Origin of the sequence: Limnohabitans sp. JirII-29, from assembly GCF_003063395.1 — a bacterium.
In the GTDB taxonomy this organism is placed as follows: domain Bacteria; phylum Pseudomonadota; class Gammaproteobacteria; order Burkholderiales; family Burkholderiaceae_C; genus Limnohabitans.
This window is the reverse complement of record NZ_NESB01000009.1, coordinates 72,345-85,651: the sequence shown is the minus strand read 5'-3', so window position 1 is coordinate 85,651 and position 13,307 is coordinate 72,345. Positions and strand designations below refer to the sequence as shown.

Sequence of the window (13,307 nt, the reverse complement as noted above, 5' to 3'; positions counted from 1 at the left end):
GAAGGCCCTAGCGCTTGCTAAATTAAGCGCGACCGCGGCGGTTGATTTGACGCACCGACATCAAAGCGTCAAAAAAGCCATGCAACCAATCCAAGTCGATGGGTTTTTGCAGCAACTGCACACCATCTGGCAAGCCGCCTTTGGCTTGAACTTCTTTGGCGCTCATGCCTGTGATGGCCACGATCGCCATCGTCGAAAACAAGGCGTGCTCACTGAGTGTTTTCAAAAACTGAAACCCATCCACGTTGGGCATGCGTAAATCTGTCAGCAGCACTTGTGGTTGCAGGCTGGGCATGTCCAGCAAGGCTTCCATGGCGGATGAATACATCACGGCATCAATGGGCAAGCCCCATTTTTCAAAATTAGCTTGCAGCATGATGCGGGTGTTTTCGTCGTCCTCGACCACCAAAACACGCAGTCTGTCTTCGCCAGAAGTTGTCGAGGCAGGCGATAAGTTATGACGGCGTTGGTATTCTTGAATAGATTGCAAGGAAATGCGACGGTGTCCGCCTTGTGTTTTCCATGCACGCAAATCGTTTTTTTCGACCAATCCCTGTACAGTCCCAACCGATATTCCCAACACTTTGGCTGCATAACTCGTCCCACAGTAGCCGTCGTAAGGCTCTTTGATAGAGGTAATAGCCATGATCAATCCTTATTTGCCAAAAATGAAACTTACGTATTATTTTAAGACATTTTTTCATGTTTCGTGAATTCTAAATGGTATGAAAAATAATACTTTGACTCAAATTGATGGGGTCTTGGTCGGCCATTTCACCGATTCGCGTCGTCCCACAGGATGTACCGTGGTGCTGACGCCTGGGGGAGCCGTCGCTGGTGTTGATGTACGAGGGGCAGCGCCTGGGACACGCGAAACAGACTTGCTCTCGCCGAGCAATTGGGTACAGCATGTGCATGGCCTGGTCTTGAGTGGGGGCAGCGCTTATGGATTGGACGCTGCTTCGGGTGTCATGCAATGGCTCGAAGAACGGGGCCACGGTCTTGCCGTAGGCGCTGTACGGGTACCGATCGTCCCTGCTGCGGTGGTTTTTGATCTGCTGGTGGACGACTTTTCTCAGGGAGACTCGCGCATTCGCCCAGATGCCCAAGCGGGTTACCAAGCCTGCGTTAATGCGAGCACTGCCCCTGTTGCACAAGGCAATGTGGGGGCAGGCGCCGGAGCCACGGTGGGCAAGATGAATGGACCGGACTGCGCCATGAAAGGCGGTGTGGGCAGCGCAGCGCTCACGGTCAACGGCATCACCGTTGCGGCTCTGGTGGTCTGCAATGCGCTGGGCGATGTGGTGGACCCACTCACGGGCCAACTGCTCGCAGGTGCGCGTCGTGCCTCCGACAGCCGCGAACTGCTAGACATCCGAACAGCTCAAATCTCTGGCCATGTGATGCCCCACGTGCCGATAGGAAGCAACACCACCATTGGCGTGGTAGCCACCGACGCAGTATTGACCAAACCACAAGCGCAGCGCTTGGCACAAGTAGCCCATGATGGCTTGGCGCGCAGCATTCGCCCTGTTCACACACCGCTCGATGGCGACACCTTGTTTGCCTTGGGCACTGGCACCAGCGGCCAAGCCGCCGACATGATGTTGCTGAGCACGCTGGCCGCAGAGGTCACTGCCATGGCGGTGGTGCAGGCGGTGAAAGCCGCCACCGAACTGCGACTGGGCCAGCACTGGTGGCCCGCCATGAAACCCTGAGCGCCATGAAAAAAGGCCCAGTTCCTAAGAACTGGGCCTTCTGCGCGAATCAGCAAAAGATTACTTCAATGCCTTGAAGCGCACACGCTTGGGCTTGGCACCCTCTTCACCGAGTCGCTTCTTCTTGTCGGCTTCGTACTCTTGGTAGTTGCCGTCAAAGAACACCCACTGGCTATCGCCTTCAGCAGCCAAGATATGGGTGGCAATGCGATCCAGGAACCAGCGGTCGTGGCTGATCACCATCACCGAACCAGCAAACTCCAGCAGCGCATCTTCCAGCGCACGCAAAGTCTCCACGTCCAAGTCGTTCGAAGGCTCGTCCAGCAGCAACACGTTGCCGCCCTCGATCAAGGTCTTGGCCAAGTGCAAACGACCGCGCTCGCCCCCTGACAACATGCCCACTTTCTTTTGCTGGTCACCCCCGTTGAAGTTGAAGCGACCGCAGTAAGCGCGGCTGGGCATCTGGAACTTGCCCACGGTCAAGATGTCCAAGCCCCCCGAGATGTCTTCCCACACGGTTTTGTCGTCGTTCAAGTCATCACGCGTCTGGTCCACAAAGGCCATCTTCACGGTTTGACCCACTTTGACTTCGCCACTGTCAGGCTTTTCTTTGCCCGCAATCAGCTTGAACAAGGTCGACTTACCGGCCCCGTTGGGACCAATGATGCCCACGATGGCACCCGCTGGTACTTGGAAGCTCAAGTTGTCGATCAACACACGGTCGCCAAAGGACTTGCTGACGTTCTTGAACTCGAACACCTCATTGCCCAAACGTTCGGCCACCGGAATGAAAATTTCCTGTGTCTCGTTGCGTTTTTGGTATTCGTAGTCGGACAGCTCTTCAAAGCGCGCCAAACGTGCCTTGCTCTTGGCTTGACGCCCTTTGGGGTTTTGGCGCGACCACTCCAACTCTTTCTTCATCGCTTTGGCACGCGCATCTTCGGTCCGGTTTTCTTGCGCCAAACGGGCTTCTTTTTGCTCCAACCATGTGGAGTAATTGCCTTTGTAGGGAATGCCATGACCACGGTCGAGTTCCAAAATCCACTCGGCGGCGTTGTCCAAGAAATAGCGGTCGTGGGTGATGGCCACCACGGTGCCGGGGAAACGGGCCAAAAACTGCTCCAACCAATCCACCGACTCGGCGTCCAAGTGGTTGGTGGGTTCGTCCAACAGCAGCATGTCGGGCTTGGACAGCAACAAGCGGCACAAAGCCACGCGACGCTTTTCACCGCCCGACAGCTTGCCAATGATGGCGTCCCATGGGGGCAAACGCAACGCATCAGCCGCGATGTCCAACAAATGGTCTGAGCCGTCCCCCGCACCCGAGGCAGCGATGATGGCTTCGAGTTTGGCTTGTTCAGCGGCCAAAGCGTCAAAGTCGGCGTCTTCTTCCGCGTAGGCGGCGTACACCTCCTCCAGACGTGCCTGGGCTTCTTTGACTTCGCCCATGCCGCTCTCGACCGATTGACGCACGGTGTGCTCAGGATCGAGTTGCGGCTCTTGTGGCAGGTATCCAATTTTCAAGCCGGCCATCGGGATGGCTTCGCCTTCGATTTCCGTGTCGATACCGGCCATGATTTTCAGCAGGGTCGACTTGCCCGAGCCGTTCAAACCCAGCACGCCAATCTTGGCACCCGGGAAGAAGCTGAGGGAAATGTCTTTCAAAATCTGACGCTTGGGCGGCACGATCTTGCCGACACGGTTCATAGAGAAAACGTACTGAGCCATGTGTTGTTCTTTCGGGGGGTCGCAATTGCAATAAAGGCGTGATTATCCCCGCACTCCCGATCCGTGCCACAATAGAGCTGTTGTCGCCGCCAGTTGCCACAACATCAGCACTTCTGCTGGAGCCTGCTCCAAACACCTCTGTTTGTGATCTCAAATGCTCACCTTGTAAATATTGCCGACCTTTGACTGGGTGGCCTTCGGGCCAAGCGGGTTGGTGTCATGCGCTGACATAAGCGCTCCATCATGAACTTTGAAGAATTGAATTTGGCTCCGGCCATCCTGAAAGCCGTAGTCGAACAGGGCTACGAAACCCCCACCCCCATCCAAGCCCAGGCCATTCCAGCCGTGCTCGCAGGCCACGACCTGTTGGCAGGGGCCCAAACCGGCACTGGCAAAACTGCCGCCTTCACCTTGCCCATGCTGCACAAGCTCACCATGAGCCGCAGCACGGAGAACAAGTTTGGCGTCTACGGTGTGCGTGCCTTGGTGCTCACCCCCACGCGAGAGCTGGCAGCGCAGGTGGAAGAGTCCATCCGCACCTACGGCAAATACTTGCAGCTCACCTCCACCGTCATCTTTGGCGGCGTGGGCATGAACCCACAAGTCGCACGAATCAAAAAAGGGGTGGACATTTTGGTGGCCACACCTGGTCGTTTGCTTGACTTGCAGCAGCAAGGCATGTTGGACCTGTCCACCGTGCAGATGTTGGTCCTCGATGAGGCCGACCGCATGCTCGACATGGGCTTTATCCATGACGTGAAAAAAATCTTGGCCCTGGTGCCCAAAGACAAACAGAGCTTGTTGTTCTCGGCCACTTTCAGCGACGAAATTCGTGAACTGGCCAATGGCTTGCTCAAGAACCCACAAAGCATTCAGGTCACGCCCAGCAACACCACGGTGCAACGCATCACGCAAGTGGTACACCCAGTGGGTCGTGGCAAGAAAAAGGCCTTGCTGGCGCACATCATCAACGAACACAACTGGAGCCAGGTGCTGGTGTTCACACGCACCAAATTTGGCGCCAACAACGTGGCCGAGTTTTTGACCAAAAACGGCATCAGCGCCATGGCGCTGCATGGCAACAAGAGTCAGACTGCACGCACCCAGGCCCTGGCAGGTTTCAAAAGCGGTGACATCCGTGCTTTGGTGGCCACCGACATTGCCGCACGCGGCATCGACATCGACGAGTTGCCACACGTGGTGAACTACGAAATCCCCAACATCAGCGAAGACTATGTGCACCGCATTGGCCGTACCGGTCGTGCAGGTTCGAGTGGCGAAGCCGTGAGCCTGGTGTCCTTGGACGAAGAAGGCTTCATGAAAGACATTGAGCACTTCACCAAGCAACAAGTACCGGTTGTGATGGTCGAAGGTTTCGGGCCCGAGCCCGATGAAAAAGCCGAACCCATCGCCATGGGTCGTCAAACTCTGTGGGGTGGTTTGGGCAAACCCCCAGGCCGAGATGTGATGGCAGCCGCGGCCAAAGCAGCGCGCAATGAAATGATGCAACGCATCCGTGACACCAAAGGCGCGTCAGGCGGTGGTGGTGGTGGACGCGGTGGTCGTGGCCCAGCACCTCGCGGTGAAGGCGGCGACAGCGAAGGCCGTGCCCCACGCCCCAATGGCCATGTGAGCCGCGACCGTAACGGCGACCGCCCACCACGTGACGGCAACCGTCCACAAGGTCAAGGCCCACGCCCAGCACGCCAGTTTGACAACCGAGGTCCGCGCCAAGACGCACCACGCGCGCCGCGTGACCTAGAGCCACGCATGCCGCGTGACAACGAGGCACGTGCACCGCGTCGCGATGACGACGACTTCCAGCCCCGCGCCAACGCGCATTTGGGCACCCAAAGCGGTGTCAATGCCTTTGGCCACAAAACCCAAGGCGGCGGTCAACGCCAGCCCGACCCCACACGCACCAGCGTTGACCTCATGACCGAGCGCAAGCGCGGTGGCGGCGGCTTTGGTGGCGGCGGTGGCCGACGCAATGGTGGTGGTGGCGGTGGGGGTGGTCGCAGTGGCGGTGGTGGCGGCCGTTCAGGCGGTGGTGGCTACGGTGGTGGTGGCGGTTACGCACGCTAACCCCTGTGCACTCTGCAACCAAAAGCCCGCTGACGCGGGCTTTTTGCTGGGGCTCGTCACACCGTCAAGACTGACACTCTGGCACAGGCGTCAACAAGGGCTGCTTTTGATAGAAGGCCTTCAAGTTAGCCATCGCCAAATCGGCCATGGCGCGTCGTGTTTCTTGGGTGCCACTGGCCATGTGCGGCGTCAGCACCACATTGGGCAAGGTGCGCAACTCCGACGGAACCTTGGGCTCGTCCCAAAACACATCCAGACCAGCGCCCGCAATGGCCTTGTCCTTCAATGCCTGAATCAACACCGGTTGATCTACCACCGAGCCACGCGCCACGTTGATCAAATAACCCGTAGGACCCAAGGCCTGCAACACACTCGCACCGATCAAGTTTTTTGTGTGCTCACCGCCGGGCACAGCCACCACCAAAAAGTCAACCTCGGCGGCCAAAGCAGTGGCTGTTAAATAAAAGGGGTAGGTCAAATCAAGCTTGGCTTCTCGTCCGGTGTAGGACACCGTCATGTCAAAAGCCTCGGCCCGTTTGGCAATGGCGCGGCCAATGCGGCCCATACCCACCAATCCAAGGCGCGCGCCAGAAACTTTGCGCGTCAAAGGAAAGGGCTCATTCACCCAATCGCCGTTGCGCAAAAAACGATCGGCTTGTGGAATGCGACGCCCAATCGACAACATGAGCCCCAACGCCAAGTCAGCCACATCGTCGGTCAGCACCCCTGGCGTATGCGTCACCACAATGCCGCGCTCTTTGGCCGCTTCCACATCAATGCCGTCATAACCCACGCCAAATACGGAAATGATCTTCACGCCGGGCAACATCGACAACAACTTTCGATCCACCTTCGCATCGCCACCGCCCACCAGGGCCGTGACGCGTGACAGTGCGCCCGGGTCATTGATGTGGGCACGGTCGTGCACCACATAGTCTTTTTGCAGGTCGTTCATCATGAACACGGGCAAATTGGAGACTTGCATGATTTCTTGAGTCATGGTCTGAGCTTTCCATCTATCTTGTAATAAGCCTGACTTTACCCTTTGACACAGTCCCTACGGCACTCCACTAACATCGGTGACCATGACATCTCCCATGCCCCCCCTTGAAGGCACGCCCTCCCTGGAGGTCACCGGCGCAGTCGCCACCCTCACACTGCGTCGACCGTCCCAGCGCAACAGCTTGACCGACGAAGACCTGCACATGTTGATGACGCATTTCGACGCCATCAACCACAACCCAGCCATCCAGGTCGTGGTCCTGCAAGCCAGCACCCACGGTCAAGACAAGCCCGTCTTCAGCGCAGGCTACAACGTGGGCGGCTTTGACAACGACGTCATGGCGCCCTTGTTTTTTGAAAAGATTCCCGAAGCCCTTGAGCGTTTGCGCCCCATCACCATTTGCGCACTCAACGGCAGCGTATACGGAGGCGCCACCGACCTGGTGCTGGCCTGCGACCTGCGCGTGGGCTTGTGCGGCATGAGTTGGCGCATGCCGGCTTGTGCACTCGGGCTGCACTACTACCCCAGCGGGCTGCGGCGTTATGTGAGTCGCTTTGGTTTGAACGCCAGCAAGCGTGCCTTCTTGCTCGGACAGTCCTTGCGCTTTGAAGACCTGAAGGCGCTGGGCCTGTTTGAAACTTTGGCTGAGGCAGACCAACTTGACAGTGCGGTAACGCAACTGGTCCACACGCTCACTCGCATGGCACCTTTGGCTTTGCAAGCCACCAAACAAAGTTTGAACGAAGTGGCTGCTGGCCTGTATTGCGAACCCGTGCTCAAAGAGCGGGCTCGCCAATCGGTGCACAGCAGTGACTTTTCCGAAGGCCGTGCTGCGTTCGCTGAGCGCCGCCCTCCAGTTTTCACAGGCCGTTGAAGGAGCGCCCATGACAACACCCACCGACACCTTGCAACAGTGGTTAGACCAAGAAGCTCTTGTGCGCAGCCTGATGCTGCCCCATGGCGTCACGCCGTTGGACGATGTGCGGCCACGCACGGGCTTAGAGCTGATTCAAGGCATGCTGCAAGGCCACACTCGGCCCGCCCCGTTTTCCAAGCTGCTGGATTTTTGGCTGGTCGAAGCCAGTGCAGGCCACGTCGCATTTCAAGGCGCGCCACATGCCGAATTTTTCAACCCCATGGGCACCGTGCATGGCGGCTGGTTTGCCACCCTGCTCGACTCTGCCATGGGCTGCGCGGTGCACACCCTGCTACCTGCTGGCCGTGGCTACACCACCTCGGGCCTGACCGTGAACTTGGTCAAAGCCCTCACGCCCAAAGTGCAGCGCGTGCGCGCCATTGGCAATGTGCTGCACAGCGGGCGTCAGATGGCCTCAGCCGAGGCCAGCTTGCTGGGCCCCGACGGCACGCTCTACGCCCATGCCACCACCACCTGTTTGATTTTTGACTTACCAGGACCCTCCCAACCATGAGACTCTTACACACCATGCTGCGCGTGGGCGACATGCAACGCTCGATTGACTTTTACACCCAAGCCATGGGCATGCAGTTGCTGCGCACCACCCAACGCCCAGACCAACATTACGACCTCGCCTTTGTAGGCTACGGTGGCAACCCCGACCAAGCTGAAATTGAGTTGACCTACAACTACGGCGTCACGTCTTACGACTTGGGCACCGCCTACGGCCACATTGCGATTGGCGTGTCGGACATCCGCGCCACCTGCGACAAGATCCGCCAAGCCGGCGGCACCATCACACGCGAACCAGGTGCCGTCAAAGGCGGCAACACCATGATTGCCTTTGTGCAAGACCCCGATGGCTACAAGATTGAGCTGATCGAACGCGCAGAAGCGTAAGGGGCTTAAACCACCACAGTGGACATGAAAAAAGGGCCTTGCGGCCCTTTTTTCGTTGGTGCGATGCGTTGACCGCGATCAAGCCTTTTTGGCGTAAGCCGAGCACCAGCCTTTGCCAGCGACTTGCTTGCCCGCAAACAGCGGGCAGCCACCGGCGGCCGCACCGGCTGCACCTTGGAACAGTGCGCAGTTGCTGCACATCTGACCTGCGGCGTACTTAGGCTGTTTGGCTTTGTCGACCTTGGTCGCATCGGCCTTGTATCCCAATGCGGTGGCTTGGGCGTCAGACTCAGCGACCATGGCTTGCGCTTGGGCGGCAGAGGCAAATGCAGCCACGCTGGTCGCGGCCACGGTTTGCAACATGAAAACACGGCGGTTGGTGGGGGTCTTGAATGCGTTGTTCATAGAGATCTTCGAATAGATAACCAGAAGATGCTGGCGTGCGCTATCTTAGCGGCTGGCATCGCGGCTTGCCATGGCTTTAGATCAACCCCGTCGCTTCAACAGCACTTCGGCCTGGGCCAACGCATCCAGCGTGTCGACATCCAACACACAGCCGGGGTCCGACAGCTCCAATCGCCAAGCACCGCGTTGGGCCACCACAGAACGCGCACCTTCGTCGCCTTGTAGAGCACGCAAAGCCGCTCCACAGCTGGCATCAAAACCTACCGGGTGTCCCTTCTTATCTTGATAAAAAGGCACCACCACCGGATGCTGCTTCAGTGCCTGCGCCACCACCAGCAGCGTGGCAGGTAAAACCAAGGGCAAGTCAGCAGGCAAGATCAACCAGCCCTGTGCATCGGCTGTGGCTGCCACCCCACAAGCAATGCTGTCGCCCATGCCGGGTTGCGCCAAATGCTGGGTGTGTTCGCGCTCTACGATGTGCCAGGGCAAGCCGCTGGCTTGCACGCTGCGCAACACGTGGTCACGCACCCGCTGCCCTGCCAGCGGTGCATCAAGCTTGTCCACTTGAGCGCCAGAGGCCTTGAAGCGCTCCCCCCGCCCTGCGGCGAGGATGAGCACCACCACCGACGCGGCCTGGTCACTCAAATGCTGCACAAGGTCTCGGTGGGGGCTGCGGCGCTGGCCTGTGCATGGGCCACGTTTTTTACCTGCACAATTTCGGCCACGATGGACACGGCAATTTCGGCCGGGGTTTGCGCACCAATCGCCAAACCCACTGGCCCATGCAACCGCGCCAGGGCCTCAGGAGACAAGTCAAAGTGCTCGGCCAAGCGCTTCTTGCGGGCCTCTTGGTTGCGGCGCGATCCCAGGGCGCCGATGTAGAAAGCGTTCGAGTTCAAGGCCTCCATCAAGGCCATGTCGTCAAGCTTGGGGTCGTGGGTGAGCGCCACGATGGCGGTGTGCGCATCGGGCACCAACTGCTGCACCACATCGTCGGGCATGCCCAGCACACGGGTCACGCCCTCAATGCCGAGCGTGGCTGCGTACTCTTCGCGTGGGTCACAGACCAACACCTCAAAGTCGAGCAAGCTGGCCATCTGCGCCACGGCTTGGCTGAGTTGCCCGGCACCAATCAACAGCAAGCGCCAGCGCGGACCAAACAAGGTGGTCAAACTGCTGCCGTCAAACTGCAAAGTGTCGGTGCGCTGCGCGTCACGCAGCGTCACCTGACCCGTGGCCAAGGTCACGGTGCGCGCCACCAGCTGGTGGGCCGCTGTGCGTGCCAGCACGTCTTGAATCCATTGCACATCGGTGATGGGCTCTTGCACCAAACGCAAGGTGCCACCACAGGGCAGGCCAAAGCGTGCGGCCTCTTCTTTGCTCACACCGTAAGCCACCATCGACGGGTGCGACAAGCTGTCGTACTCACCGGCCTTGATGCGGGCGATCAAATCGTCTTCCACACATCCGCCCGACACCGAGCCACTCACCACCCCATCGTCACGCACGGCCAACAAGGCGCCGGGAGGACGCGGGGCACTGCCCCAGGTCTCTACCACCGTGACCAGGGTCACACGTCGACCCGCTTGTCGCCAAGCGAGCACATCACTCAACACGCGTAAGTCCAAACTTTCCATGGCAGTCTCATTTCTCTGAGTCAAATTCATCAACAGGGCCAGAGCATAAGCCGCTTGGGTAGGATGCGCAGTGGGCCTTGCCCTCACCTAGACCTTTGAGCTGTCACCTATGAAACAAATCGCCGACCTTCGCAAAAGCTATGAACGTGCCGAACTCAACGAATCGGCCTCTGCCGCCGACCCGATGCAGCAGTTTGACCTTTGGCTCAAAGAGGCCATTCAATCGGAAATCCCCGAACCCAACGCCATGACCTTGGCCACCGTGGGCGGGGACTTGCGCCCCAGCACACGCGTGGTGTTGATCAAAGGCTACGACGCGCGCGGCATTGTGTGGTTCACCAACTACCAAAGCCGCAAAGGCCAGCAACTCGCGGGCAACCCCTTTGCGGCCCTGCAATTCCATTGGGTCGAGTTGGAACGCGTGGTGCGCATCGAGGGCCGAGTGGAAAAAGTCAGCGACACCGAGAGCGACACCTACTTTCACAGCCGCCCGCTCGACTCACGCCTTGGTGCCTGGGCCAGCCCGCAAAGCCAGGTGATTGACGGACGCGGCACGCTGGTGGCCAATGCCGCCAAGTACGGCGCGCAGTTTTTGCTGCAACCGCCCCGCCCGCCGCACTGGGGGGGCTACCGCTTGGTGCCCGACCAGTGGGAGTTTTGGCAGGGGCGCAAAAGCCGCTTGCATGACCGCCTGCGCTACCGGCTCAACCCAGCCGCTAGCGTACCCAGCAGCAACTCAGCCAGCTGGGTGCGCGAGCGTTTGGCCCCTTAAAAACTGGCCTGTAAGCCCAGCTTCACACTGCGCCCGGCCAAAGGCGGGGCGTTGCTGCCCATGGTCTGCGTGAGCACCGAGGTGGACGAATACGCCAGTTGGTTGGTGAGGTTGTCGAGCTTGGCAAATAGCAACCAGCGCGTGCCTGCACTGCGGGTTTGGTAGTTCAGCCCCGCGTTCCACAAGGTGTAGCCTGCGGTGGTGACATCGCCCGCCTGCGGCACGAGGTGTTGGGCGGCTGCATGTGTGAACCCAAAGCGCGCGCTCCATGCTTGGTCCGTCCACACCCAGTCAGCCCCCACCCGCATGGGCGCGATGCGCGGCAGGGGTCGGTTGTGCGTCAAGTCATCGGCACGTACAAAGTCGGCACGCAGGGCCAAATCCATCGCACCCCGGGTGGCATCGGAGCTCCACAAGGCTTGGCTGCCCCCCACCATGCGCAGCGTGGCGCTGGACTCCATCCCCACCAGACGCGCACGCACCCCTTCAAAGGCATAGATAGGCAAGTCGTATGTGTCATCGTTGCTGCCCGTCGATTGCAGCGACAGGTAATTGGCAAAGTGCGACACAAACCCCGTCACCGAGGCTTTGTGCGGCCCGTTCTTCCACTCGCCGCCGAGATCCCATTGCGTCGCCCGCTCCATGGCGTTGTTGGCGTTGCCCATCTCAAACGTGCCGGTTGCCGCATGCGGGCCGTTGGCAAACAGCTCGTAGTCTTTGGGCGCGCGCTGGCTCCAACTCAGATGGCTGCTGAGTTGCCAACCGTTTTGCGCTTCACCCTGGCGCAGATTGCGCATGCCGCCTACCGCCACACTGAACGGGCTGAAGCCTTTGTCCACCCCCGTGTCTTGGTTGCGTACCGTCACCGATTCGGCGCGTGCCCCCGCACTGAGCTGGCCCCAACCCGTGGTCAACACTTGGTGGGTGAACACCGCGTTACTCACGGTGCGGCTGGGCGGCACAAAGGCCTCGTCACCCTGCACGGTCAACTGGTTGCCTTCGCGCTGCACACCCACCACGCCTTGCAACTGCATGCCGTTGGCCCAGCGTTGGGCATAGGGTGTGGCCTCTAGGCGCAGCTCGTGCCCGGCATTGTCAAAGCGCGTTCCGGTGTCAGAACCCGGGTATTCGGTGTGGCTGTAGCTCGTGTGGCCCCATTGAAACTTCAGCGCTTGCAGCAGGCCTGCCGCATCACGCCACTGCCCCTCCATCACCTGGTGGCGGCGCAGCATGCCAATGGTCACATCCGACTCGGCCACGGTGCCGTAGGTGCTGCGGTACTCACTGGCCGACAGCCCCAAATACCCACGGTCAAACAACAAGGTGCCGCCAATGGCCGAGCCTTGCGCGTCGCTGGCCGAGTTGCACACCCGCCGCTGCGTGGTGGTCACGCCGTTGACGGTGCAGTCCATGACCTTTGGCACCGACAGGTTGCGTGTGCTGCGGTCAAACGCATCCACGTGCAGCACCCAGCGGTCGTTGCCCGTCTCGACCATAGCCCCCGTGCTGCGCTCTTGCGCGGCACCGCCTGCGCGCAACTCAACCTTGCCCAACGTGCCCCCCTTGGCATCGAAGCTGCGCTCACGGGCAATGCGGTTGTCGATCACGTTGACCACACCACCGATGGCACTGCCGCCATACAGCAAGGTGGCGGGGCCACGCAGCACCTCGATGCGCTCGGTGGTGAGAGGGTCCAGCGGAACGGCATGGTCAAAGCTCAAGCCCGACACGTCCATGTTCGCGCCACTGTTTTGCAAAATGCGAATGCGGTCCCCGTCCAAGCCCCGAATCACAGGTCGGCCCACATTGGGGCCGAACGAGCTGTTGGCAATGCCCGGCAAGTTGTCCAGCGTTTCGCCCAAGGTGCTGCCTTGTCGTTGCGCCAACGCCGAGCCTGAGAGCTGTTGTGCGGGCACAGACACGCTGGCGTCATTGAGGGGTTGCGCGGTGATGGTGACCTCTTGTAGTTGTGTGGTGAGGGGGTCGGCTACCGAGCCCTCTGATTGCGCCCAAGCCATGGACAAGCTGCCGCAAGCAGCCGCAGCGACAAAGCTGCGTTGAAAAAACAAACTCATGTGTATATCCCACTGAAAAGAATTGACTACATGGGTGACCTGATACCACCCAAACAAAGAAACGAGTC

The 13,307-nt window shown here is 59.5% G+C and carries 13 protein-coding genes; 6 read left to right on the top strand and 7 right to left on the bottom strand.

Going from position 1 to position 13,307, the window contains the following annotated elements:
- Positions 1 to 22: 22 nt before the first annotated feature.
- A complete protein-coding gene (locus B9Z39_RS14045; protein WP_100147759.1) occupies positions 23 to 646 on the bottom strand; it encodes a response regulator in 624 nt (207 codons plus the stop codon).
- Between the two features lie 79 nt (positions 647 to 725).
- Between B9Z39_RS14045 and B9Z39_RS14040 the strand changes: the two genes are divergently transcribed.
- Positions 726 to 1,718 carry a P1 family peptidase gene (locus B9Z39_RS14040; RefSeq protein ID WP_108302124.1) on the top strand — a complete coding sequence of 331 codons (993 nt, stop codon included), beginning with the start codon at positions 726 to 728 and terminating at the stop codon, positions 1,716 to 1,718.
- A 60-nt stretch (positions 1,719 to 1,778) separates the two neighbouring features.
- Here the strand turns inward: B9Z39_RS14040 and ettA are convergent, their stop codons facing one another.
- A complete protein-coding gene (ettA, locus tag B9Z39_RS14035) occupies positions 1,779 to 3,446 on the bottom strand; it encodes an energy-dependent translational throttle protein EttA (RefSeq protein WP_108302123.1) in 1,668 nt (555 codons plus the stop codon).
- A 243-nt stretch (positions 3,447 to 3,689) separates the two neighbouring features.
- On the opposite strand from ettA, the gene B9Z39_RS14030 reads away from it, so the two are divergent.
- The gene (locus B9Z39_RS14030) at positions 3,690 to 5,531 is read left to right on the top strand and encodes a DEAD/DEAH box helicase (RefSeq protein WP_100147699.1); all 1,842 of its coding nucleotides are present in this window, start codon (positions 3,690 to 3,692) and stop codon (positions 5,529 to 5,531) included.
- Between the two features lie 64 nt (positions 5,532 to 5,595).
- Here B9Z39_RS14030 and B9Z39_RS14025 read toward each other — a convergent pair whose 3' ends face one another.
- Entirely contained in the window at positions 5,596 to 6,531 is a 936-nt protein-coding gene (locus tag B9Z39_RS14025; RefSeq protein WP_100147700.1) for a 2-hydroxyacid dehydrogenase, read from the bottom strand.
- 97 nt (positions 6,532 to 6,628) lie between these two features.
- Between B9Z39_RS14025 and B9Z39_RS14020 the strand changes: the two genes are divergently transcribed.
- The 3 genes from B9Z39_RS14020 to gloA are packed head-to-tail and all read left to right on the top strand — an operon-like array spanning position 6,629 to position 8,350.
- Positions 6,629 to 7,408: an enoyl-CoA hydratase/isomerase family protein gene (locus B9Z39_RS14020; protein ID WP_108302151.1), complete on the top strand. Its 780-nt coding sequence runs from the start codon at positions 6,629 to 6,631 to the stop codon at positions 7,406 to 7,408.
- A 10-nt stretch (positions 7,409 to 7,418) separates the two neighbouring features.
- Positions 7,419 to 7,964 (top strand): PaaI family thioesterase, encoded by a 546-nt coding sequence (locus B9Z39_RS14015; RefSeq protein WP_100147701.1) that lies wholly within the window; start codon positions 7,419 to 7,421, stop codon positions 7,962 to 7,964.
- Positions 7,961 to 8,350, top strand: a complete 390-nt coding sequence (gene gloA, locus B9Z39_RS14010) for a lactoylglutathione lyase (protein WP_108302122.1) — start codon at positions 7,961 to 7,963, stop codon at positions 8,348 to 8,350. Before B9Z39_RS14015 ends, gloA begins: the two co-directional genes overlap by 4 nt.
- Before the next feature lie 78 nt (positions 8,351 to 8,428).
- Here gloA and B9Z39_RS14005 read toward each other — a convergent pair whose 3' ends face one another.
- The 3 genes from B9Z39_RS14005 to B9Z39_RS13995 form a co-directional block, all read right to left on the bottom strand.
- Positions 8,429 to 8,713, bottom strand: a complete 285-nt coding sequence (locus B9Z39_RS14005; protein ID WP_108302150.1) for a high-potential iron-sulfur protein — start codon at positions 8,711 to 8,713, stop codon at positions 8,429 to 8,431.
- Positions 8,714 to 8,836: 123 nt separating this feature from the next.
- Positions 8,837 to 9,409, bottom strand: coding sequence for an NTP transferase domain-containing protein (locus B9Z39_RS14000; protein WP_233249014.1), 573 nt, complete (start codon positions 9,407 to 9,409; stop codon positions 8,837 to 8,839).
- Entirely contained in the window at positions 9,397 to 10,392 is a 996-nt protein-coding gene (locus B9Z39_RS13995; protein ID WP_108302120.1) for an XdhC family protein, read from the bottom strand. The genes B9Z39_RS14000 and B9Z39_RS13995 overlap by 13 nt, the downstream gene beginning before the upstream one ends.
- Positions 10,393 to 10,501: 109 nt before the next feature.
- Between B9Z39_RS13995 and pdxH the strand changes: the two genes are divergently transcribed.
- Positions 10,502 to 11,164, top strand: coding sequence for a pyridoxamine 5'-phosphate oxidase (gene pdxH / locus B9Z39_RS13990; RefSeq protein WP_108302119.1), 663 nt, complete (start codon positions 10,502 to 10,504; stop codon positions 11,162 to 11,164).
- Here the strand turns inward: pdxH and B9Z39_RS13985 are convergent.
- On the bottom strand, positions 11,161 to 13,239 hold the full coding sequence (locus B9Z39_RS13985) for a TonB-dependent receptor (RefSeq protein WP_108302118.1): 2,079 nt from the start codon (positions 13,237 to 13,239) through the stop codon (positions 11,161 to 11,163). The genes pdxH and B9Z39_RS13985 overlap by 4 nt on opposite strands.
- Positions 13,240 to 13,307: the final 68 nt, after the last annotated feature.